The 21,242-nt window shown below is 65.0% G+C and carries 18 protein-coding genes, 2 tRNA genes and 3 rRNA genes; 5 read left to right on the forward strand and 18 right to left on the reverse strand.

Annotated elements, in window-relative coordinates; genetic code table 11:
• Position 1: 1 nt before the first annotated feature.
• The 10 genes from ACZ5KW_RS03195 to ACZ5KW_RS03240 form a co-directional block, all read right to left on the reverse strand.
• Positions 2-616, reverse strand: coding sequence for a VOC family protein (locus ACZ5KW_RS03195; RefSeq protein WP_343779824.1), 615 nt, complete (start codon positions 614-616; stop codon positions 2-4).
• 96 nt (positions 617-712) lie between these two features.
• A complete protein-coding gene (locus ACZ5KW_RS03200) occupies positions 713-2,089 on the reverse strand; it encodes an HD domain-containing protein (protein ID WP_343779825.1) in 1,377 nt (458 codons plus the stop codon).
• Positions 2,090-2,105: 16 nt separating this feature from the next.
• On the reverse strand, positions 2,106-2,312 hold the full coding sequence (locus ACZ5KW_RS03205) for a hypothetical protein (protein ID WP_343779826.1): 207 nt from the start codon (positions 2,310-2,312) through the stop codon (positions 2,106-2,108).
• A gap of 85 nt (positions 2,313-2,397) precedes the next feature.
• A complete protein-coding gene (locus ACZ5KW_RS03210) occupies positions 2,398-3,240 on the reverse strand; it encodes a hypothetical protein (protein ID WP_343779865.1) in 843 nt (280 codons plus the stop codon).
• A gap of 104 nt (positions 3,241-3,344) precedes the next feature.
• Positions 3,345-3,420 (reverse strand) — tRNA-Cys (locus ACZ5KW_RS03215).
• A 126-nt stretch (positions 3,421-3,546) separates the two neighbouring features.
• Positions 3,547-3,668: ribosomal RNA gene (gene rrf, locus ACZ5KW_RS03220) — 5S ribosomal RNA — on the reverse strand.
• 139 nt (positions 3,669-3,807) lie between these two features.
• Positions 3,808-6,720, reverse strand: a 23S ribosomal RNA gene (locus ACZ5KW_RS03225).
• Between the two features lie 271 nt (positions 6,721-6,991).
• Positions 6,992-7,063: transfer RNA gene (locus ACZ5KW_RS03230), tRNA-Ala, on the reverse strand.
• 173 nt (positions 7,064-7,236) lie between these two features.
• Positions 7,237-8,706: ribosomal RNA gene (locus tag ACZ5KW_RS03235) — 16S ribosomal RNA — on the reverse strand.
• Together the 16S, 23S and 5S rRNA genes with 2 tRNA genes alongside form the textbook arrangement of a ribosomal RNA operon.
• 518 nt (positions 8,707-9,224) lie before the next feature.
• A complete protein-coding gene (locus ACZ5KW_RS03240; RefSeq protein ID WP_343778622.1) occupies positions 9,225-9,554 on the reverse strand; it encodes a non-histone chromosomal MC1 family protein in 330 nt (109 codons plus the stop codon).
• A 342-nt stretch (positions 9,555-9,896) separates the two neighbouring features.
• Between ACZ5KW_RS03240 and ACZ5KW_RS03245 the strand changes: the two genes are divergently transcribed.
• Together ACZ5KW_RS03245 and ACZ5KW_RS03250 are read left to right on the forward strand one after the other, a co-directional pair.
• A complete protein-coding gene (locus ACZ5KW_RS03245) occupies positions 9,897-10,100 on the forward strand; it encodes a hypothetical protein (RefSeq protein ID WP_343778620.1) in 204 nt (67 codons plus the stop codon).
• Positions 10,101-10,197: 97 nt separating this feature from the next.
• The gene (locus ACZ5KW_RS03250) at positions 10,198-11,253 is read left to right on the forward strand and encodes a quinone-dependent dihydroorotate dehydrogenase (RefSeq protein ID WP_343778618.1); all 1,056 of its coding nucleotides are present in this window, start codon (positions 10,198-10,200) and stop codon (positions 11,251-11,253) included.
• 24 nt (positions 11,254-11,277) lie between these two features.
• Here the strand turns inward: ACZ5KW_RS03250 and ACZ5KW_RS03255 are convergent, their stop codons facing one another.
• Complete coding sequence (locus ACZ5KW_RS03255; protein ID WP_343778616.1) at positions 11,278-13,944, reverse strand: valine--tRNA ligase; 2,667 nt, start codon at positions 13,942-13,944, stop codon at positions 11,278-11,280.
• 105 nt (positions 13,945-14,049) lie between these two features.
• Positions 14,050-14,304, reverse strand: a complete 255-nt coding sequence (locus ACZ5KW_RS03260) for a DUF7967 family protein (RefSeq protein WP_343778615.1) — start codon at positions 14,302-14,304, stop codon at positions 14,050-14,052.
• A gap of 432 nt (positions 14,305-14,736) precedes the next feature.
• Between ACZ5KW_RS03260 and ACZ5KW_RS03265 the strand changes: the two genes are divergently transcribed.
• Positions 14,737-14,979 carry a ferredoxin gene (locus tag ACZ5KW_RS03265; RefSeq protein ID WP_343778613.1) on the forward strand — a complete coding sequence of 81 codons (243 nt, stop codon included), beginning with the start codon at positions 14,737-14,739 and terminating at the stop codon, positions 14,977-14,979.
• A gap of 287 nt (positions 14,980-15,266) precedes the next feature.
• On the opposite strand, the gene hemB is transcribed toward ACZ5KW_RS03265, so the two are convergent.
• From hemB to ACZ5KW_RS03280, 3 genes are all read right to left on the reverse strand, one after another.
• The gene (gene hemB, locus ACZ5KW_RS03270) at positions 15,267-16,247 is read right to left on the reverse strand and encodes a porphobilinogen synthase (protein ID WP_343778611.1); all 981 of its coding nucleotides are present in this window, start codon (positions 16,245-16,247) and stop codon (positions 15,267-15,269) included.
• A gap of 107 nt (positions 16,248-16,354) precedes the next feature.
• Positions 16,355-16,519: a DUF6757 family protein gene (locus tag ACZ5KW_RS03275; RefSeq protein ID WP_006114727.1), complete on the reverse strand. Its 165-nt coding sequence runs from the start codon at positions 16,517-16,519 to the stop codon at positions 16,355-16,357.
• Positions 16,520-16,544: 25 nt separating this feature from the next.
• A complete protein-coding gene (locus ACZ5KW_RS03280) occupies positions 16,545-17,441 on the reverse strand; it encodes a PHP domain-containing protein (RefSeq protein ID WP_343778608.1) in 897 nt (298 codons plus the stop codon).
• A gap of 147 nt (positions 17,442-17,588) precedes the next feature.
• On the opposite strand from ACZ5KW_RS03280, the gene ACZ5KW_RS03285 reads away from it, so the two are divergent.
• Positions 17,589-17,873, forward strand: coding sequence for a DUF5789 family protein (locus tag ACZ5KW_RS03285; protein WP_008585525.1), 285 nt, complete (start codon positions 17,589-17,591; stop codon positions 17,871-17,873).
• 80 nt (positions 17,874-17,953) lie between these two features.
• Here the strand turns inward: ACZ5KW_RS03285 and ACZ5KW_RS03290 are convergent, their stop codons facing one another.
• Positions 17,954-19,003 carry a DUF5784 family protein gene (locus ACZ5KW_RS03290; protein WP_343778606.1) on the reverse strand — a complete coding sequence of 350 codons (1,050 nt, stop codon included), beginning with the start codon at positions 19,001-19,003 and terminating at the stop codon, positions 17,954-17,956.
• Between the two features lie 125 nt (positions 19,004-19,128).
• Between ACZ5KW_RS03290 and ACZ5KW_RS03295 the strand changes: the two genes are divergently transcribed.
• A complete protein-coding gene (locus ACZ5KW_RS03295; protein ID WP_343778630.1) occupies positions 19,129-19,296 on the forward strand; it encodes a DUF5786 family protein in 168 nt (55 codons plus the stop codon).
• Between the two features lie 213 nt (positions 19,297-19,509).
• On the opposite strand, the gene ACZ5KW_RS03300 is transcribed toward ACZ5KW_RS03295, so the two are convergent.
• Together ACZ5KW_RS03300 and ACZ5KW_RS03305 are read right to left on the reverse strand one after the other, a co-directional pair.
• Positions 19,510-20,178, reverse strand: coding sequence for a DUF7530 family protein (locus ACZ5KW_RS03300; RefSeq protein ID WP_343778604.1), 669 nt, complete (start codon positions 20,176-20,178; stop codon positions 19,510-19,512).
• Positions 20,175-21,119 (reverse strand): NAD(P)H-binding protein, encoded by a 945-nt coding sequence (locus ACZ5KW_RS03305; protein ID WP_343778602.1) that lies wholly within the window; start codon positions 21,117-21,119, stop codon positions 20,175-20,177. Before ACZ5KW_RS03305 ends, ACZ5KW_RS03300 begins: the two co-directional genes overlap by 4 nt.
• Between the last annotated feature and the right edge of the window lie 123 nt (positions 21,120-21,242).

The following is a 21,242-nucleotide window of genomic DNA, read 5'->3' on the forward strand; positions in this document are numbered from 1 at the left end:
CTCAGACGCCGACGCCGGCGTCGGCGTCGGGGAGGTCGTGTTTGTTCACGGGGAGGCCGAGCTCCTCTAGGGCCCCCTCCATGTGACGGTCCTGCGCGAAGTCGGCACCGTCCTCCTCGCGGAGCCGCTGTGCGGTCGCGAGTACCTCTCCCTTCCGGTCGGACGGAATCTCGTACTTGTCGGCCGACAGCTCGACGACGAGGCCGTTGTTGTCCTGCGTGTAGATCGAGTGGAAGACGCCGCGATCGAACACGTTGTACCCCTTCCCGGCGTCTTCGAGCGCCGCCATGATCTCCTCGTACTCGTCCGGTTCGACGCTGAAACAGAGGTGGTGGACCGCGCCGGTGTTGACGCGCTGGCCGCGGGCGGACGCGCGCTCGTCGCTCACGAACACCGTGAGGATCCGGCCGTCGCCGGTGTCGAAAAACAGGTGCGTCTGCGAGGGGTCGTCGAGGTTCGGCTGGCGCAACACGAGCGGCATCCCGAGCAGGTCGCGGTAAAAGGCGAGCGTGTCCTCCTCGTTGCTCCCCCAGACCGTGATGTGGTCGGTCCCGGTGGTGTGAAACGGTGCGTCGGGCGACTCCGCGGTGACCGGAGCCTGATTCTCGTCGCTCATAGCTGTTTGAAGGCGACCGAGCCGTATAAAATCGACAGGGACGGGACTGTGACCGGCTAACACCGGTGTTATCGGAGTCGGGCGCTGCGACCGTCGTCAGCCGCCGTACTCCGCGCGGAACCGATCGACGAGCCACCGGGTCGCGCGCTTGCGTTCCCCTTCCGGCACGTAGACGAACGGGATCGGGCTGTCGAAGGCGCGCTCGCCGTACAGCCCCCAGTCGCCGGCCGAACGCGTCGTGCCGCCGTACGCGATGGGGATGTCGGCCAGCTCCGAGGGCTCGTACTCGGGGACGTACGACCGCTCGATCCACACGTCGTGTGTCGGCACGCCCAACTCGGCGGCGAGCTCGCGTTCGAGCCGGTCGTCGCCCGCGACGAGCCACTCCCCGAACGCCTCGCGGTCGACATCGATCCGATCCGCGTAGGCGATCCGGTGTTTCCAGCAGGTCTTCGGGAAGCGCCGCGCGCGATACCGTTCGTATAGCGTCGCGAACGTCGTGTCGGGTCGGTCCCGCGCGAGTCGGCGCAGCCGCTCCGCGACGGTGTTGTCGTCGATTTCCCCGTCGAGGACGCCGTCGATCGTCACCGGCGGTTCACCGGTGAGTTCGGCGGCCCGCTCGGTGAGCGCCGCGAGCAGCGCGTTCGCGTACACCGACTTGTGGTGCTGTGTCACCCACATGTACAACGCGATCCGGCCTTCGAGGTAGTTGCCGAGCGTCGAGAGCGCCTTCTCCGAGAGCGCGAGCCCCTCGTCGGGGTGAGCGGTGTAGGCGTCGACCATGCGGTCGGTGTCGAAGTTCAGGACGTTCGCCCCCGTCATCCAGTTGTCCCGCGAGATGTAATCGAGGCGGTCGACGTCGACGGGCGAGTGGAGCAGTTGTGCGCCCAGCCCGTGTTGCCACGGCCCCCCGCGCTCGTACACCAGGCTGTACCCCAAGACGTACGCGCACACCTCTTCCGGGTCGACCGACAGCGACCGGAGCGCGCCGTCGAAGCGGTCGAGTATCAGCAGACAGCTCATGAGTTCGTGCGGACTCGCCTCTCGGAGCGGAACGTCGTCGAGTCCGGCGTCCCGAAGCGACGCGACGAAGCCCCGATCTGCGAGCCGATCCCGCAGTTCCATGGCGTCGAGGAAGCGCTCACAGACGTGCGAGAAGGGCGGGTGACCGACATCGTGGAGCAGACACGCACACTCCAGCGTCGACTGGATCTCGTCGAGTCCCGCCGGTGACGTCTCGCGAGTAAAGTACGGCTCTTCGCGCAGATTCTCGAAGACGCGACGGCCGAGATGGTAGACGCCGAGGCTGTGTTCGAACCGCGTGTGGTTGGCCGCCGGATAAACCAGGTGGGTCGCCGAGAGCTGTTTGACGTACCGGAGCCGCTGGAACGTCGACGTGTCGATCACACGGTCGACGACCGCGTCGTCGAGTTCGATGTAGCCGTGAACCGGGTCTTTGATCTGTGTCGTCATCTGTGGAGTCCGATGATCACCGCTGCCAGACCGGAGGCGCGACGCCGAGCGCCCGAACGACGAACGGATAGGCGACGGCGATTCCCAACACGAGCGCCAGCGACGCCGCGAGGCCGAGCCCGCCCAGCGCCCGATCGGCGACCCCTAGCGCGAGGAACATGGCGACGAACATCACAACCCAGTGGGGCGTGAGCTGTCGCACTTTCGCGGTCGCCGAAGTCATGCCTCCGATAGCGCTCCCGTCGGCTAGTGACTGTCGATAGAGAATCAGGCGATAGAACGGAACCGAAATCGACCGCCGGGCGGAGTCAGTACCGCGACGGGAGGAACGCCGCTCCGGCGAGCAGGATCGAGGACAGCGCCGAGAGAACGAACACGCGGGTGAGTCCGGTGTTGTACTGTTTGAACGTGTCTATCTCGGCGACCTGCGCCTCGTACCCTTCCATGTCACTCGACAGTCTGAGCGTCGACGCGTCGGGGAAGTGCGCGATGTAGTCCGTGCCGCCGAGCGTGACCGTCCCCTCTTGGGCGACATCGATCGTCTCCGTCTGGGTGGCCTCCCACACGAGCACGGCGCCGTCGGCCGTCACGCCGTCAACGGTGACCGTGTTCCCACCGTATTCGAACGTCGCTCCCGTCTCGTAGGTCCGCTCTTCGGGCGCGGGGAAGTACTCCTCGACGGGCACCAGCGTCCGCTCGCCCGAGTCGTCGGTCACTGCGACGTACTCGCCGTCTTCGAGCGTCACGGTCTGGTTTTCGGCCGCGTCGTCACTTTCGAGGATCGCCTGCCGGTCGAGGACTTCGACGAGCGTGAACTCGGTCGCGTTCGCGCCGTCGACCGTCACGCGCCAGTCGCGGTCACCGACCGTGACCGTCGACCCGTTCGCCCACGTCTCGGACATCTCGGCGGTGAACTCGCGTTCGAGCGTCCCCGAGATGACGGTCGTCGCCGCGCCACCGTGGCCACCGCCACCCTCCTCGGACTCCGAGATGTCGGCCACCGTGTACGACGTCCCGTTGACTTCGACCGGGTCACCCTGAGAAACCTCGAAATCCGGACTCTCTAGCGCTATCTCTGGACTATCGGCCGTCGCGGTCAGCGCGCCACTCACGCCTGCGATGGCGAGGAAGAGCGCGACGAACACAGCCACAGCGCGTCGTTGCATGGTTGTCGCATGGGTCACCCGGTGTTTAACGGTTACTAAGCGGGTCAGTTCGTGGGACCGCTCCGCGACGCTTCCCGGAGAATATCAGAAGCCAAGGGCCGGATTTGAACCGGCGTTGGGCGGCTCTGCAGGCCGCTGCGTCTGACCGAACTCTGCCACCTTGGCGCTAATCTGACGTACCGCTGTCGAGCGTTTAAGCCTAGCGGTCGCTAGTGGAGTGGATGTCTGGCGAGCGCTCTCGCTCGCCGAACGAAATGATACGGTGGGAGCGGTATTGCTCCCGTATGAATGGGTAGGCGGCGACTCGTGGTTCCCAGAGGATCGCTCACTCCAGTACTTCACGATACGCTGGCGGGCTTAACTTCCGTGTTCGGAATGGGTACGGGTGTTTCCCCGCCGCTCTGGCCGCCTTCATGCCAACTCTCGGGCTCGAACCGAGACTTCCTGTCTGCCAGGAAGACGCCTGTGTTGGTCTGGTTCGATACCAACCGTGTAATACGTGCGATCCAGGTACCGCCTGAACTCATGCGAGTCGTGGCGCGTCAGCGCCAATGAATGTGGCTCGGTCTGTTAGTGCTCGTGGGCTTAACACCTCGTTGCCTTGGTGCGTACACCCCGAGTCTATCGAACTCGTCTTCTACGAGTGACCTCTGTGGTACCTCTTTTCCATGTGGGTTTCGAGCTTAGATGCGTTCAGCTCTTACCCCGTGTCGCGTGGCTACTCGGCATCTGCCCTCTCGGACAACCGATACACCAGTGGCGACCAAACGTAGTTCCTCTCGTACTATACGTTCGTTCACGTCAGGTACCTCACACCCCCAATAGATAGCAGCCGACCTGTCTCACGACGGTCTAAACCCAGCTCACGACCTCCTTTAATAGGCGAACAACCTCACCCTTGCCCGCTTCTGCACGGGCAGGATGGAGGGAACCGACATCGAGGTAGCAAGCCACTCGGTCGATATGTGCTCTTGCGAGTGACGACTCTGTTATCCCTAAGGTAGCTTTTCTGTCATCTACGGGTCCCATTCCGGAACCTCGTAGGTTCGCTAGACCACGCTTTCGCGTCAGCGTTCCTCGTTGGGAAGAACACTGTCAGACCATCTTGTGCTCTTGCGCTCTTCGCCGGGTTCCCGACCCGGCTGAGATGATCTTCGGGCGCGCTCGATATCTTTTCGAGCGCGTACCGCCCCAGTCAAACTGCCCGGCTACCGGTGTACTCCTCCCGGAGTGAGAGTCGCAGTCACCGACGGGTAGTATTTCAATGTTGTCTCGGTGGCGTGCTAGCGCACGTACCTGTGTAACGACTCCTACCTATGCTGCACATCGGCGACCACGTCTCAGCGACAGCCTGCAGTAAAGCTCTATAGGGTCTTCGCTTCCCCTTGGGGGTCTCCAGACTCCGCACTGGAACGTACAGTTCACCGGGTCCAACGTTGGGACAGTGGCGCTCTCGTTTATCCATTCATGCAAGCCGCTACTGAAGCGGCAAGGTACTACGCTACCTTAAGAGGGTCATAGTTACCCCCGCCGTTGACGGGTCCTTCGTCCTCTTGTACGAGGTGTTCAGATACCCGCACTGGGCAGGATTCAGTGACCGTACGAGTCCTTGCGGATTTGCGGTCACCTGTGTTGTTACTAGACAGTCGGAGCGCCCGAGTCACTGCGACCTGCTCCGTAGAGAGCAGGCATCCCTTCTTCCGAAGGTACGGGACTAACTTGCCGAATTCCCTAACGTCGGTTCTCCCGACAGGCCTTGCCTTGCGCTGGCAGAGCACCTGTGTCGGATCTCGGTACGGACATCATGCTTGCCTTTTCACGGGCCCTATGTACGGCTGACTTTCGCTATCTCGCGTTTCGCTCGCTTCGTGCCGTGACGGCTTCCACGAGTTTCCACGATTCGACCGGGCGAAGGCCCGGCTCAGCGTTCCACACGGCGTCGGCGTTTACTGCACGATGGCGCTGGAATATTAACCAGCTTCCCGTTGATGTAGTCAAGTTGTGGTACATCTTAGGACCGGCTAACCCTCGGCTGAACGGCAGTGCCGAGGAACCCTTGCTCTTCAGGCCGTCGAGGTTCTCACCCGACTATCGCTGCTACTGTGACCAGGATTGTCGTTACTGGACGGTCCACGCGAGCTCTCGCCCGAGCTTCCGTCCGACCAGTACGCCAACCTACGCGGTTGCCCCTGTCAAGGGCACGGCCAGGTCTCGGTGGTAGATTTGAGCCCCGATCATTTTGGGCGCCTCAAACCTCGGCCGGTAAGCTGTTACGCTTTTCTTAGCGGGTAGCTGCTTCTAAGCTCACCTCCCGGCTGTTTAGGGCTTGAGACCACCTTCGAATCGCACTTAATCTACACTTTGGGACCTTAACCCGGCTCTGGGTTGTTCCCCTCACGGTACACAGGCTTACCCCGCGCACCGGACTCCCACCGTCTGCGGCGCCTGCGGGTTTGGAGTTCGACAGGATGGCCGACTCCTCTCGGAGGCGGGTCATCCAATCGGTAGCTCTACCCCGCGGGCTACCTCGGGTGAGGTCATGCTTCGACATGTTTCGGTTGGAACCAGCTGTTGCCAGGCTCGATGGGCCTTTCACCCCTACACACAAATCACGAGAGGGTATTGTAGAACACCAACTCTAACAGGCCTCCACGTGGCTTTCGCCACGCTTCACCTTGTTTGTGCGTAGATCGCCTGGTTTCGGGTCGCACCCAATTGACTCCCCGCGCTTGAACACGGTGGCCCTCGCAATGCTGCGGCCGTATCGGTTTCCCTGCGCCTTCCCCGGTTCACGGGTTAGACTCGCCAATCAAGTGCACTCCCTGGGTCGTTTTTCAAAACGCACGACACGACGCCGGCTCGATTCTTTTCCTACTAGAGGATCGCTCCTCGGTCGTTTCAAGAATCGCCTTGTACGCCCTGTCGCTCGATCGCCAGCTGATTTCAGGCCCTATTGCACCGCCCTTCTCGGGGTGCTTTTCAGCGTTCGCTCACGCTACTTGTTCGCTATCGGTCTCGAGGAGTGTTTAGCCTTCTCAGGGGATGCCTGAGATGTTCATAGAGGATATCCGACCCCTACTACTCTGGATTTGACGCCATCCGTACTGACTCATCTTACGGGGTTGTCACCCTGTTTCACGCTCCGTTCCAGGAGACTTCAGATGAGTTGTCGAGATTTGGTTGTCAACCCGAACACCACATTGGTCTGACGACCTTCGGTTTGGGCTGTGTCGCGTTTACTCGCGGTTACTGACGACATCGCTGTTGCGTTCTTTTCCTGCCCTTACTGAGATGTTTCAATTCAGGGCGTTCCCTATTGCGCGAGGCAATTGTTGAACGGATTCCGATTGGGAGATCTCGTGTTCTTCCCCTCCATGCGGGTCCCACGAGCTTTTCGCAGCTTGGCACGTCCGTCGTCGGCTCTCGAGCCGAGCCATTCACCAGCTGGCACAGTAGCCAGTAGTGTGTCAGTCTGCTCTTGAAGGAGAGAGACTGACGGTGTCAAAGACGGCAAAGTCTTCGACTGTTATGGTTCACTGACGTTCCACGAACTCGGATGAGTTCAGTGGACGTCTGGATCGCACGTATACACGGTTGTCATTGAATCGCCACCGGGTGTGACGGGGCGTTCGTCGAACCCTTCCCATCCGCGGTTTCCCGGGATGGTGCATCGGTCGTCGTGTTCTGTCCGAGTCGCGTCTCCCATATAAGGGGACGGATTCGGACCGAACGGACATGGACTCACTGGGATTCGAACCCAGGGCATCCTCCTTGCAAGGGAGGCACTCTACCGCTGAGCTATGAGCCCACCTTCCCGTTTGGGAAGGTTTGGTGTCTCGCGTGTGTGTGTGAACCGTGGTCGTTCTAAGGTGTCCAAGCCGGCGGGTGGGCGGACGGTACACAGGCCAATGCGAATGAGTAGTGACCGTCTGTGGAGACGGTCGTAAGGTGAGCTCCCGCGGAGCGGGAGTCTCGGGTCGGTGGAGGTGATCCAGCCGCAGATTCCCCTACGGCTACCTTGTTACGACTTAAGCCCCCTTGCGAAGCCCAGATTCGACGCGTGTGACGCGCCTCATCCGGACCTCACTCGGGTGCTTTGACGGGCGGTGTGTGCAAGGAGCAGGGACGTATTCACCGCGCGCTTGTGACACGCGATTACTACCGAATCCAGCTTCATGTGGGCGAGTTGCAGCCCACAATCCGAACTACGATCGAGTTTCTGAGATTACCGTCTCCTTTCGGAGTTGGAACCCTTTGTCTCGACCATTGTAGCCCGCGTGTTGCCCAGCACATTCGGGGCATACTGACCTACCGTTGCCCGTTCCTTCCTCCGTGTTAGCCACGGCGGTCTCCCTACTGTCCCCAGCTACCTCGCGGTACTGCTGGCAAGTAAGGATGCGGGTCTCGCTCGTTGCCTGACTTAACAGGACGCCTCACGGTACGAGCTGACGGCGGCCATGCACCTCCTCTCTGAAACTCGGATAAGGTCATCAACCTGATCGTCATTATTACAGTCGATGCTGGTGAGATGTCCGGCGTTGAGTCCAATTAAACCGCAGGCTCCTCCGGTTGTAGTGCTCCCCCGCCAATTCCTTTAAGTTTCATCCTTGCGGACGTACTTCCCAGGCGGTCTGCTTAGCGGCTTCCCTACGGCACAGCACCCACTCGTAGTGGGAGCCACACCTAGCAGACATTGTTTACGGCTAGGACTACCCGGGTATCTAATCCGGTTCGAGACCCTAGCTTTCGTCCCTCACTGTCGGATCCGTTCTCGCGACGTGCTTTCGCCATCGGCGGTCCGTCCAGGATTACGGGATTTCACTCCTACCCCGGACGTACCCGTCGCGCCTTCCGGTCCCAAGCCACGCAGTTTCTACCGGGCGCCCACCTGTTGAGCAGGTGGATTTCCCGATGGACTTGCGCGGCCAGCTACGGACGCTTTAGGCCCAATAAGATCGGCCATCACTTGGGCTGCCGGTATTACCGCGGCGGCTGGCACCGGTCTTGCCCAGCCCTTATTCTGGTACCGCCTTAGGGTACCGAAAAGCACAGGCGCTATGCCTGTGCACTTGGGATCCCCCTATCGCACTGTCGTGCAGTGTAAAGGTTTCGCGCCTGCTGCGCCCCGTAGGGCCCGGAATCTTGTCTCAGATTCCGTCTCTGGGTTCTCACTCTCATGACCCATACCGATTATTGGCACGGTGGGCCGTTACCCCACCGTCTACCTAATCGGCCGCAGCCACATCCTTCGGCGCCGGAGCGTTTGACACACTACTCATTCCAGTGGTGGTGTGGTATGCTCTATTAGCCTCAGTTTCCCGAGGGTATGGAGCTCCGAAGGGTAGTTTGGCCACGTGTTACTGAGCTATTCGCCACGAGTATGAACTCGTACGACTAGCATGGCTAAATCGGATCCCAATAGCAATGGCCTCCGGCAGGATCAACCGGAATGAATATCCTTTGAGCCTGATTCCCGGCTCAAAGGGGGTGTTGGCGGGTGTCAACTTCGGTTGAGACGAAGGTTGACACACCATTGCATTGGTCTGTGTGGTGTCCGGGTCCAGCCAACGGCTTGGATGGCACCGAACGACCACGGCTCACATCAGATCGCCGCTTACGCCGGAGCGCAGGGGGCGCGATCCTCATCCTTCGCGGACCTGAACGTACCATTCGACGGGTCATAAACCCATCGAATCTGTCCGATCCAGCGAAACCGGGCCGAGTTGAACGGCCCGAGTCCGCGTTGCGTTCTTCGCATTTCTTCGAATGCCCGGGTTGTACTTAACCCCGTCGAACTACCTGCGCCACGTCATGCGATTTCATGCCGGGAAGGAGACGACCTTCGACCGGATCAGGTGAGGGGCGAACGAGGGAACCAGAGTGGTGTCTCCGCAGCGGTCCTGGGTTCAGATCGTGACGGGTCGGACTCCGCCGGCTAAAAGGAGAGATCGGAATCGAAGCGCCCGAGGCTACTCCTCGTCGAGGTACTCGATGCCCTGTTTCGAGACGTTGGCTTTGGTGATGTCGTCGAGGTCGTTGAGCCAGAAGTCGTCTTCCGCCTCGTCGACTTCCGGAGCGCTGTCTTTCCACGCCCATCCCTCGTACTCGTGGACTTTTCGAGTCCCCTTTTCACGAAGGCGGAGCGTCGTTCGTTGCGCCTCCTCTTCGGAGGGCGCCGGCTCGAGCGTTCGAGCCGCTTTGAGTGCCGCCTGACGCGGCATATTCCCCGAGAACTCGCTCGGTTCCGATCCGTCTTCCTCCCGAAGGGCAAAGTTTCGCTTACCGTCTTCACGTACCATGGTTTTGCCTCCGTGTGACACCAGCACACAGTCTGTAATAAATATATCGGGGAAATGAAAGCTGTACGCCACAATTTTTATATACTATCCCGGCTGCTGGTAGCGATTTCGGCGCCGATACGACGGTTGCCGGCGCCCGGACCGCCAGTAGACCTGAGAACGCCCGCACCGCGCGGGCCCGTGTGGGGTTCGTGAGGCGACCCGTTCGCACCCGGAGGCGGCTCCACGCTCGGTCCGACCGTGAGGGAAGGAAGACTGCGAGTGCGGGACCCGGGACCGGACGGCTATCGGTAAACAACACTTATGTGTCTGCTATGGCGAAGTGCGACAAGCACACCCGCGATGGTCCGCAAAAAGAAGCTCAGCCCCAGTGGCGCCAAAGACGACGATGGGGAGTATCACAACGTGCACGTGAACCTCCACGAAGACGAACTCGCCGTCGCCGGCATGGAAATCGGCGACGAAGTGTTCGTGCGGGTCCGAGACGGGAAGATAATCATACAGCGGGCCGATTCCAACCCGGACCAACTCGAACACGACTTCTGACGCGGATCGCGGCGTTCCGTCGGCGAGGGCCTCGAGCGTGTCGAGGGTCGGACCGACGGTCGGCGGATTGATTAGCGCTCGCGAGGAGACTAACACGATGGGCGCGTACGATCTGTTGAAGCCGGCGCTGTTCCGGCTTCCGCCGGAGACCGCACACGGACTGATACATCGACTGCTCGCCGGCGTTCAGGGGACACCGGTGAGCACGGCCCTCGCCGGCCGATACGCGGTCGACGACGATCGCCTCGCGATCGACGCCTTCGGCACGACTGTTCCGAACCCGGTGGGCGTCGCGGCGGGGTTCGACAAGAACGCGCACGTCCCGCGAGCGCTGGCGTCGCTCGGGTTCGGCCACGTCGAGATCGGCGGCGTCACGGCCGAACGACAGCCCGGAAACCCCCGACCGCGACTCTTCAGACTACCGGAAGACGAGGGGCTCGTCAATCGGATGGGATTCAACAACGAGGGGGCGGACGCGGTCGGCGAACGGCTCGATCGCGACCCCCTTCCGGACGTACCGGTCGGCATCAACATCGGGAAGTCGAAGTCGACTCCGCTCGACGACGCGCCAGACGACTACCTGTACACCTACGAGCGCGTCGCGGACGCGGGGGACTACTTCGTCGTCAACGTCTCAAGTCCGAACACGCCGGGACTCCGCGAGCTCCAGAACCGGGCCGCTCTGGAGCGGATCCTCGGGACCCTCGACGACGCCGGCGCGGACCCTCTGCTCGTGAAACTCTCTCCGGACCTGCCCGAACCGGCCGTCACGGACGCGCTCGCGGTCGTCGACGACCTCAACCTCGACGGCGTCATCGCGACGAACACGACGACGTCGCGGCCCGACTCCCTGCGGGGTCACAACCGGGCCGAGCGGGGCGGGCTCTCCGGGAAGCCGATCGAATCGCTCGCGACGGAGCGAGTGCGGTTCGTCGCCGAGCGCACTGACGTCCCGGTGATCGGAGTCGGCGGCGTCTCGGACGCCGCAGGTGCGTACGAGAAGATACGGGCGGGTGCCTCGATGGTCCAGCTGTACACCGGACTCGTCTACGAGGGGCCCGGACTCGCCCGCGACATCAACGAGGGGCTCCTCGAACTACTCGAGCGGGACGGGTTCGACTCGGTCGAAGACGCCGTCGGCGCGGATCTGTGAGAGAAACGAGTCGGCGGCTGAGGCCTACGCCTCGTTGCGGACGATGACGACGACGTCGCCGGCCTGGAGCAGTTCGCCCTCGTCCTGGTACTGCCGCTCCTCCTCGACCGCGAACTCGTCGTCGACGAGCGTGACGTCCGCGACGCGGAGTTCGTCGCCGTCGAGTTCGTACTCTCCTTGCGCCAAGGCGGCCTCGATGTCGCCGACCTGATTGCCGTACTTCGGCCCCACGGTGGCGTAGTCGAGGTCGATGCCCGTGATCACGGTTTCGACGGGCGCGTCTCCGTCGGGGTGGACCGTGAGATCCTCGACGTGCATCACGCCGGTGATATCGTCCTCGAAGCCGCGCACGTCGGCGTACACCTCCACCGCGTCGAGCGCGGCGGTGAGCGGGAGCTGGTTCTCGCTTTTGTACTTCCGGAGGGTACCGACGACGGCCGTGGCGGCAGCGCCGGCGTCGCGGTCGGCCTCGACGCCCATCGGTTCGGGCCAGTCGGAGAGGTGGATCGAATCGGTCGCGCCGTCGGCGAGCGAGACGCCGTCTGCGCCGGCCGCGTCGTCGGCGTACATGTCCTGCCACAGCTCCTCAGTGACGTGGGCTAAGAGCGGCGCGAACAGCTTCAGGAACCGGCGGTGAGCCGTCCGAAGGGTGTAGGCCGCGGCGGCGTCGTCCCGCTGTTTCGCGATCTCGAGGTAGTCGTCACAGAACGTGTTCCAGAAGAAGCTCCGGAGTTCGTCCCGGGCCTTCGAGAACGCGCGCTCTTCCAGCAGGCCGGTGAGCCGCTCGACCTCGGCGTCGAGCTCGGCCAGCAGCCAGCGGTCGAGTTCGCGGAGGCCGTCGGCCGGCTCGGACGGGAACGGCTCCGGCGCGAGCGACTCGACGAGCTTCGAGGCGTTCCACAGCTTCCGGATCAGCTTCTCGCCCGCGCGGAGGTCCTTCTCCTTGAACGGGAAGTCGTCGCCGACGGCGGTGCCGGCGGCCCAGTAGCGCGTGGCGTCGACCGGGAACTGTTCGAGCACCGTCTCGGGTTCGACGACGTTGCCGACGGACTTCGACATCTTCTGGCGGTTCTCGTCGAGGACGTGCCCGTTGATCATCGTCTCGTCGAACGGGACCTCGCCGGTGTGCTCGTAACACTTCACCAGCGTGTGGAACAGCCAGAAGCTGATGATGTCGTGGCCCTGCGGCCGGAGGTCGAACTGGTACAGCTCCGGGTGCTCCATCGTGAACTCCCCGGCCTCGTCGTCCCAGTCCCACCCGGCGTTGATCAGCGGCGTGAGACTGGAGGTGGCCCACGTGTCGAGCACGTCGTCTTCGGGTTCGAACTCGTCGTGGCCACAGGCCGGACAGGCGTCGACCGGCGGGTCGTCCGAAAGGGGGTCGACCGGCAGGTCGGTCTTGTCGGCCACGACGACCTCGCCGCAGTCCGCGCAGTACCACACCGGGAACGGGATGCCGGAGGAGCGCTGCCGGGAGATGAGCCAGTCCCACTGGAGCCCCTCGACCCAGTGTTCGTACCGCGTGAACATCTTCTCGGGAGACCAGTCCATCTCGCGACCGATTTCGAGGTACTCGTCGGTCTTGTCGAGCATCTCGATGTACCACTGCTCGGTGACGAGGAACTCGACGCTCGTCCCGCAGCGCTCGTGGACGTTGACCGTGTGAGAGATGGGGCGGCGGTCCAACAGCGCGCCCGCGTCGTCGAGGTCGTCGACGATGGCCTCGCCCGCCTCGCCGGAGTGTAGTCCCTCGTACTCCTCGGCGACCTCGGTCATGTGGCCGGACTCGTCGATGGCGACCCGGAGGTCTAAGTCGTGGACCTGGTACCACTCGATGTCGTTCTGGTCGCCGAACGTACAGCACATCACGATGCCGGAGCCGGTCTCCATGTCGACGCGCTCGTCGGCGATGATCGGCACCTCGTGGCCGAACAGCGGGACCTCGGCGGATTCGCCGACGAGGTGCTGGTTCGCGTCGTCGTCCGGGTGGACGAACACGGCGACGCAGGCCGGGAGGAGCTCGGGCCGGGTCGTCGAGATGGTGAACGTCTCCGCGTCGCCGGCGTCACCGCTTTCCGCGACGGGGAAGGCGATGTCGTGGAAGTGGCTGTCCTGCTCGTCGTCTTCCGTCTCGACCTGCGAGATGGCGGTCTCGCACTCGGGACACCAGATCGCCGGGGCCTTCTCGCGGTACTCGCGGCCCTTGTCGTACAGGTCGACGAACGACAGCTGGGAGACGCGCTGGACGCGGGGTTCGATCGTCTGGTAGGTGTGGTTCCAGTCGACGGAGACGCCGAGCGACTGGACGTTCTCGGTGAATTGGTCTTCGTACTGCGCGCAGACCTCGCGACATTTCGCCTGGAACTCGCGGCGCTCGAAGTCCTGGTGACGGATGTCGAGCTCGTCCTCGGTGAGCCGCTCGGAGGCGATGCCGTTGTCGTCGTAGCCGAACGGGAAGAACGTCTCCCCGCCGTTCATCCGCTCGAAGCGGGCGACGAAGTCCTGGAGCGTGAACCCGTAGAGGTGGCCCATGTGGAGGCTGCCCGATACCGTCGGCGGCGGGGTGTCGATGGAGAAGACCGTGTTGGGATCGGTCGGATCGTCGTCGGGGTACGCGTACGTCTCCTCGTCGACCCACCGCCGCTGCCACCGCGGCTCGACGGCGTCGGGGTCGTACTCACCACTGGGCATTTCAGCCACACGTTCCGCCGGTTCCCCCTTAACGGACTCGATTGTGTGGGGGCTGGTCGCGCGGACGGGCGGAGTCAGACGCGGTCAGGGCGGAATCGGACGCGGTCAGACCCGGTCGTCGAGGTCGTGTTCGGCGGCCATCTTCGACGCCTCCGCCGCGAACCGCTCCACCTCGTCCGCGGGACTCTCGCCCAGCGCGCTCTCGTCGACCTCGCGGCCGGCGGTGATCCCGTCGCCCGTGACGAGGCGCTGTTCGGCCAGTTCCTTCGTGTGCATCCGCTCGCCGTCTTCCGTGGCGTAGGTGAGCCGCACGAGTCCCTTCGAGTCGAACTGCCGGTCGACGAGCCAGACCGTGGTCATACGCGGCGATGGGTGCCTGTGACGCTTAAAAAGGACGGTCGCGCTGTGGGAGAGCCCGTGGCGGGGACCGGTTCCGGAGGGCGGTCACGGTCGGCGCGTGCCTGTGAGCGGCCGGAGCGAAGCGGAGGCCGCGAGCCAGCACGCGCGAGGGACGCCGCGAGCGACCGGAGGGAGCGAGCGGCGAGGCTGGGGAGGCGTGAGGGGCGGAGCGGAGCGGTGCGGGGTGGGACTCAAGGGCAGTCGGGAGCGGCCCGGAGGCGACGCAAGCACTGGAAGGAGCGAACGAAGTGAGCGACTGAAGCGCGCAGCGAGCGTCCGGGGCGCTCCCGACTGGGGCTTTGGAGGTACTCTCCGGCAGTCGGCAGCCGAATCGACTAGCGTCCTGCGCGTCTCGTCGCCACGGCTTTGTACCGTCTCATCTAAGCGAGAGCCATGTACGTCGAGTTCGACCGCGACACCTGCGTCGGGATGTACCAGTGCGTCGCCGAGTGGGACGCCTTCGAGAAGAACCTGAACGACGGAAAGGCTGATTTAGAAGGGAGCAGCGAGGAAGAAGACGACCTGTTCGTCGTCGAGGTCCCGGACGGCGAGGAGTTCGACGCGAAGTTCGCAGCGCGCGTCTGCCCGGTCGACGCCATCGAAGTGTACGACGACGACGGCGAACAGGTGGTGTGAACGGTTCTGGACGGTCGATTAGCTGTTGATAAATTGGTGCCGGTGTATCGGTTCGGGCGAACGCCACCGAAGCCCCGCCCGCACAGCGCCTCACGCCTCCCCAGCCTCGCGGCTCCCTTCGCTTCGCTCCGGTCGCCGCGTCCAGCGAGGGACCTTCGGTCCCTCTGGCAGTCGGGCTTCGCCCGACGACCTCGCGCGTGCTCCTCGCGGCCGCCGCTGGCGGCCACTCGGAGGCACGCGCCGTAGTGAATAACTCACCGGGCGCGTCGATTCTCGCCCGATTCTATTTACAAGTGTTCGGCCACGTCCTCTGCGAAGTACGTGATGATGAGGTCCGCGCCCGCGCGTTTGAGCGCCGTGAGCGACTCCAGCGCGGTCGCCTCCAGGTCGAGCCACCCCTTCTCCGCGGCGGCGTGGAGCATCGCGTACTCGCCGGAGACGTTGTACGCGGCGATGGGGCGGTCGAACTCCCGCCGGAGGTCGCCCACGATGTCGAGGTACGGGAGACCGGGCTTCACCATCAACACGTCGGCGCCCTGCTCGGCGTCGAGCCGGGCCTCCCGGAGCGCCTCGCGACGGTTCGCGGGGTCCATCTGGTAGTGTCGGCGGTCGCCGAACGCGGGCGCGCCGTCGGCCGCGTCGCGGAAGGGGCCGTAGAACGCCGACTCGTACTTCGCGGCGTAGCTCAGGATGGCCACGTCCTCGTGACCCGACGCGTCGAGCGCCTCGCGGATCGCGCCCACCTGTCCGTCAGTCATCGCCGAGGGAGCGACCACGTCCGCGCCGGCGTCGGCCTGCGAGACGGCGGTCCGGGCGAGCAGGTCGAGCGTCTCGTCGTTTTTCACCGTGAGCGTCGGGTTCGTCTCGGCCGACTCCTCGATCACGCCGCAGTGCCCGTGATCGGTGTACTCACAGAGGCAGACGTCGCCGATCACGGTGGCGTCCGTCTCGGCGTCGAGCCGGCGGACCGCCCGCTGGACGACGCCGTCGTCGGCGTACGCTCGGCTTCCCGTGGCGTCCTTCGACTCGGGAACGCCGAAGAGGATCACGGCCTCGACGCCGGTGTCGCTGATCTCGGCGACGCGCTCGACCGCCTGATCGACCGGGACGCGCTCGTGACCGGGCATCGTCTCGATGGGCACGCGCTCGTCGGTCGTCGCGTCGACGAAGACGGGCGCGACCAGGTCCGACGCCGAGAGGTCGGTCTCGGCGACGAGCGGGCGAACGCCGTCGGCCCGGAGGCGGCGGGGCCGGTCCGTGAGGTCCATACCGGCGGATTGGCCCCGCACGGACTTTTACCGTTCGTCTCGACGCGGATCGTGAGACCGCTCGGAAGGAAGAGGCGGCTCGGAAGCGGCCGGTTCGGCCTCGGCGGCTACTCCGAGGACTCGATGTCGATCCGGTCGCGAAGCTCGGCGAGCTCGTCCGACTCGGCGAGTTCCTCGACGCGCTGTTTGAAGTGGGACTCGCAGAGCCCGACGACCACGCCGCGCTGCTCGGCCTCGTACGTGGCCTCCCGGTCGCAGTAGTGACACCGCATACGAGACACTCCGTTCGGCGCCGGCTTAATCCTGTTTGTCGCCCGTCGCCCCGGCGGAAAGCGATTCGACGGGGACTGGCTCCGGCAGCCGTTCACGAACGGGTTCGAAGGCAGGCCCCGTCAGCCCCGCGACCCCGAGGGTCCGTTCGTGAGCGTCGGTACCGCCGGTTCTGAGCAGGTCTGCCTCCTCAGCGAGACGGTCGATCCGGCCGTCGTCGACCGCGCGGCCGTACGGGTAGAAGCGCTCGATCGCATCGATCGCCGTCGACTCCTCGGCGACCGCGAGCGCCTCGTCGACGCGCTCGTACCGGAACGGGTGGGCGAGTCCGACGAGCGCACAGGCGTCGTCGAGGAGGGCGAGCCCCTCGTCGAGCGTCGTCACCTCGCGCGCGACGTAACACGGGCCGTCGTCCCCGATCAGCTCGTCGAACGCCCCGGCGTAGTCGTAGGGCGCGTCGGACTCGTCGATGGCTCGGGCGACGTGGGGCCGCCCGAGGCCGGGGCGGGGGTCGACGTCGAGGTCGACGCCGAGTCGGTCCTCGACCCGGTCGAGGATGGCGGCCCCGCGCTCCCGGCGGTCCCGCTGGAGGCGGTCGATCTCCGCGTCGAGCGCGTCGGTGTGTTCGACGCCGTAGCCGAGGAGGTCGAGCCGTTCGAAGCCGGCGTCGACGCGGAGTTCGATCCCGCGGACGATCCGGACGCCGTCGCGCTCGACGACCGACGCGTCGAGCCCCGGGTGGATCCGGTCGTGGTCGGTGACGGCGACCCAGTCGACGCCCGCCTCGCGGGCGGCCGCGGGCACCTCGTCGAGGGTCAGCGTGCCGTCGGAGACGACCGTGTGCGCGTGGAGGTCGGCGACGACCGGATCGCCGGGAGCGGCGGAATCGGAAAATTCGGCGGAATCGGCGGAGTCAGCGGGCATGAAGTCGGATGATTGCGCCCGACACTAAGCCGCGGCGGTTCCGGGAACCGCCGGATCCGATCTGATATAAGGCAATATAAGGTATCCCCTCCGACTAAGGTCGTACATGGACAATCATTAAGAACCATCGGCGGTTTCCGACTGTTGATGCGCTTGAACGGCGTCGACGACCGACTCGAACGGCACCAGTACCCGACCACGTCTGAGGAGATCATCGCGGCTCACGGCAACGCGACCGTAGAGCTTGCGAACGGGTCCGAGCGGCTCGGCGACGTCTTAGAGCGGTTCGGCGACCAGACGTTCGAGGACGCGGAGGACGTGTTCACCACGCTCCGGGCCGGCGTCTGTCACCGAGGAGTCGGTCGCCGGTTCTACTCGGACCGCGACCCGACCACCGACGCGGAGGACGGGCCCTCGCCGGTCTCGTTCTGACGCGCCGGACCCACCGAAACCGTATCCGTTTTTACTGAACCGGTCCGTAAAGCGTCAGCCACACTTGCGAAGCGGCGCGACTACGAAACCGGATCGATGGCTCCGTCGAGGTCGAGCGGGACGGACCCCTTCTGATACCCCTCCACCGAGCCGTCGGGCTCGGCGCGGTAGACGACCGCGGGCTTGTGTCGGACCGCTGGTTCGGCCGCGCGCACCGCAGCCCACTCGTCGGCGGGGAACGACGAGCAGTCGACGAACAGCGTGACGCCCCCGCCGTGGGCCGCGAGCTGACCGCTCGTCTTGGTCTCGGCGGTGTCCCGGACGGCGGCGACTGGGTCGTCGGCCGAGCGGCCGGCCGTCGGCTGCGGGCGGGTCACCTCGACGAGTTGCCCGGTGCCCGTCTCGGGGTCCGTCGCCCGGTAGTCGAGCGAGTGGCCCGTCGTCACCTCGATCTCCGGCGTGACCTCGTAGCCGGCCCGCGTGAGGATCCACGCCGCGGTGAACTCGGCTATCGCCGCGCTCATCCGGACGAGGTCGCGGGAAGATGACGTGCCGAGCTTCCCGGCCATCACCTCGCGGTCGTCGTCGAGGACCCCGGACCGGAGCGTCTCCTCGACGAAGCCGGTCCCCTCGTCGCGGGTCGCGTCCGGAAATCCGGCGGCGTGGTCACGGAAGAACGCCCGGCTCGTCTCCGCGCCGTCTTTCGAGCAGAACACGGGGAGGAAGTACCACGAGACGTGGGGGTAGTCGGCCAGCCACGGCTCGTCGTCGTGGAGCCCGGCGAGCAGTTCCCGCTGTGCCCACCGCGAGACCGGGTAGGGCACCTCGTCGAACCCGTACTTGTCGGTCCGCCAGAGCTCGCTCGGCGTCTCCGTGTTGCCGAGCCAGTACCCGACCGGCCCGCCGTCGGCGCCGGACGGCGGGTCCGCGTCGTCGTCGGTCCAGCAGAACAACGCGAAGGATCCGTCGTCCATGTCGAAGCGGCGCGCCTCGTAGCCGGGCGGGGCCGCGAACCACGGGGCGTCGGCGGTCGCTCCGAGGTTCTCGTCGAGAGGGCGGCGGAGCTGCGACCGGACCCGATCCGGAGTCCATCGGCCGGGCGAGCGCCTGAAGCGGAGCGGTTGTGCCACAGTCGTTCGGTATCACACCGCGAGGTTAATCGATTCCGGTGGCGGGAGGCTAATGTTCACGGTTTATGATACGTTCACCGACAGGTATATTACAGGAAACGGTCAAGTGTGGTCGTACCATGTCAATGGGTGCCTATGACGAGGCCGAACACGAGCGTCGCGAGAAGAAGACCAGCGAAGTCGACGCCGACTTCGACGCGGAACGGCCCGAGTACTCCGGATCGCTGACCTACGACTCGGGCGACTCCGCGGAGGCACTCCTCGACAAGTTCGAAGAGCTACAGGGCGAGTGACGCGGCCGCGGCGGCGCCGCGGCTACTGATTCGATTCTCGGCGAGACCGACGACAACGACCGTGAGCGACGGCCCTCGCGATCGCGGCGAGGATTCTAGTGCTCGTTGCGACCGCGGTGATGACGACCGCGACGGACGCGATGGGCGCGACGGACGCGACGGACGCGGATCGACAGGGTGGCGACGGACGTGGAGCGACAGAGTGGCGACGCGTCAGGTGAGCCAGATCGCCGCCGTACACACTATCGCGACCGCGATGACGTGGCCGACGACCGCTCCGAGCAGGACGGGCTCCGTGATCAGGAAGGGGACGAGCACGAGTTGTATCACGGAGAAGCCGATGTTCTCGGCGTCGAGCCGTCTGACCGTCGCCCGCTCCTCGGGCGACAGGTCGACGTGGATCGCTCGCCACAACGCGACGACCGCGCTCCACCACGAGGTGCCGATGCGGTACGTCAGGTCCCAGAGGACGAGCAGCGTGAGGTAGACGACGGGGATCGGCGGATCGGCGCCGAAGAGCCGGTCGAGGAGCGTACCGTCCCAAGCGAACAGGTACGTCACCAGCGCGATGAACGCCAGCACGCCCAACACGATCTCGATGCTCGACCCGAACAGCAGCCGCTTGTGTTCCGGCGGCGTCCCGAGGAGCCGGTTTTTCGCGCCCAGCCGGTGCATCTCGACGCTCCCGATCGCGGCGACGACGACGGCGACCGTCCCCGCGATCACGGCGTTCCAGACCCCGTAGTACCAGCCGAGCGCCACGACGCCGACCTCGAAGATCACGAACTGGAGCGCGACGGCCAGCGTCCGCGAGATGCCGAGCCCGGGTATTCCCCCGACGAGGCTCTCGTACACCCACGTCTCTCCGTACTCTCGGCTCACGGGGAGACCCCGGGGATCGCCCCCAGTCGCGACCGCTCGGCGTTCTGCGAGTCGGTCAGCGCCCGCGCGACTGCCAGTTCGAACGACGTACACTCGATCGGGAGGAACTCCCGAATCCGGTCGTCCTCGACGATGACGGTGTTCCGGAGCCCCTCGACCAGCGACTGGGCGAGGTAGGGGTTCACGTCGGTTACCAGTCGGAGCCACCGTGCCGAGAGCCCGGGGCTCAACACCGGTACCCTGACGATCCGCAGACCGCCGCCGAGCTGTCGCCTGGTCCGCCGCAGGATCTCGGCGTAAGTCATCACCTCCGGGCCCCCGATCTCGAGGGTCTCGCCCGCGGTCTCGTGGACGTCGAGGACGCCGGCGAGGTAGGCGACCACGTCGGTTACCGCGATCGGCTGACAGAGCGTGTCGACCCACTTCGGGGTGACCATCACCGGGAGGCGTCGCGCGAGCCCGGCGATCACCTCGAAGCTGGCGCTGCCGGCGCCGATGATGATCGCAGCCCGCAGCGTCGTGAGCGCCGGGTCGCCCTCGCCGAGGATGCGCTCCACCTCGCGCCGCGAGCGGAGGTGTTCGGAGAGGTCGTCGCGGTCCTCACCGAGCCCCCCGAGGTAGACGATGCGGTCGATGCCCGCGGCCGACGCGGCCGCTGCGAAGTTGGTCGCGCAGTTCCGGTCGCGCTCCTCGTAGCCCGGGCCGCCGTCCATCGAGTGGACGAGGTAGTAGGCGGCGTCGACCGGTTCGCCGTCGATCTCGAACGCTGGCGGGAGGGTGTCAGGCTCTAAGAGGTCGCCCTCGACCACCGCGACCCCCTCGGGAGCCGCGTAACCGTCGGCGTCGCGGACGAGCGCGACCACCTCGTGGCCGCGGTCGAGGAGCGTCGGGACCAGTCGGCTCCCGACGAATCCGGTCGCACCGGTGACGAGTACTCGCATACGGTCTCCACGGGCGGAGCGACCATAAGCCCCGGCCCGTTGGCGGAGCGGGCTCGTGGCGGGGGGACGCGGAGTGCGGCGGCTCCCGGACCGATCGCTAGAAGTGCCCCCGGGTTCCTCGTC

This window comes from Halorubrum ejinorense (assembly GCF_055389685.1).

Bases quoted from the DNA above. Each gene is read 5' to 3' on its own strand.
- ACZ5KW_RS03195 (WP_343779824.1), bottom strand. From the start codon at position 616: ATGAGCGACGAGAATCAGGCTCCGGTCACCGCGGAGTCGCCCGACGCA.
- ACZ5KW_RS03200 (WP_343779825.1), bottom strand. From the start codon at position 2,089: ATGACGACACAGATCAAAGACCCGGTTCACGGCTACATCGAACTCGAC.
- ACZ5KW_RS03205 (WP_343779826.1), bottom strand. From the start codon at position 2,312: ATGACTTCGGCGACCGCGAAAGTGCGACAGCTCACGCCCCACTGGGTT.
- ACZ5KW_RS03240 (WP_343778622.1), bottom strand. From the start codon at position 9,554: ATGGTACGTGAAGACGGTAAGCGAAACTTTGCCCTTCGGGAGGAAGAC.
- ACZ5KW_RS03245 (WP_343778620.1), top strand. From the start codon at position 9,897: ATGGTCCGCAAAAAGAAGCTCAGCCCCAGTGGCGCCAAAGACGACGAT.
- ACZ5KW_RS03250 (WP_343778618.1), top strand. From the start codon at position 10,198: ATGGGCGCGTACGATCTGTTGAAGCCGGCGCTGTTCCGGCTTCCGCCG.
- ACZ5KW_RS03255 (WP_343778616.1), bottom strand. From the start codon at position 13,944: ATGCCCAGTGGTGAGTACGACCCCGACGCCGTCGAGCCGCGGTGGCAG.
- ACZ5KW_RS03260 (WP_343778615.1), bottom strand. From the start codon at position 14,304: ATGACCACGGTCTGGCTCGTCGACCGGCAGTTCGACTCGAAGGGACTC.
- ACZ5KW_RS03265 (WP_343778613.1), top strand. From the start codon at position 14,737: ATGTACGTCGAGTTCGACCGCGACACCTGCGTCGGGATGTACCAGTGC.
- hemB (WP_343778611.1), bottom strand. From the start codon at position 16,247: ATGGACCTCACGGACCGGCCCCGCCGCCTCCGGGCCGACGGCGTTCGC.
- ACZ5KW_RS03275 (WP_006114727.1), bottom strand. From the start codon at position 16,519: ATGCGGTGTCACTACTGCGACCGGGAGGCCACGTACGAGGCCGAGCAG.
- ACZ5KW_RS03280 (WP_343778608.1), bottom strand. From the start codon at position 17,441: ATGCCCGCTGACTCCGCCGATTCCGCCGAATTTTCCGATTCCGCCGCT.
- ACZ5KW_RS03285 (WP_008585525.1), top strand. From the start codon at position 17,589: ATGCGCTTGAACGGCGTCGACGACCGACTCGAACGGCACCAGTACCCG.
- ACZ5KW_RS03295 (WP_343778630.1), top strand. From the start codon at position 19,129: ATGGGTGCCTATGACGAGGCCGAACACGAGCGTCGCGAGAAGAAGACC.
- ACZ5KW_RS03305 (WP_343778602.1), bottom strand. From the start codon at position 21,119: ATGCGAGTACTCGTCACCGGTGCGACCGGATTCGTCGGGAGCCGACTG.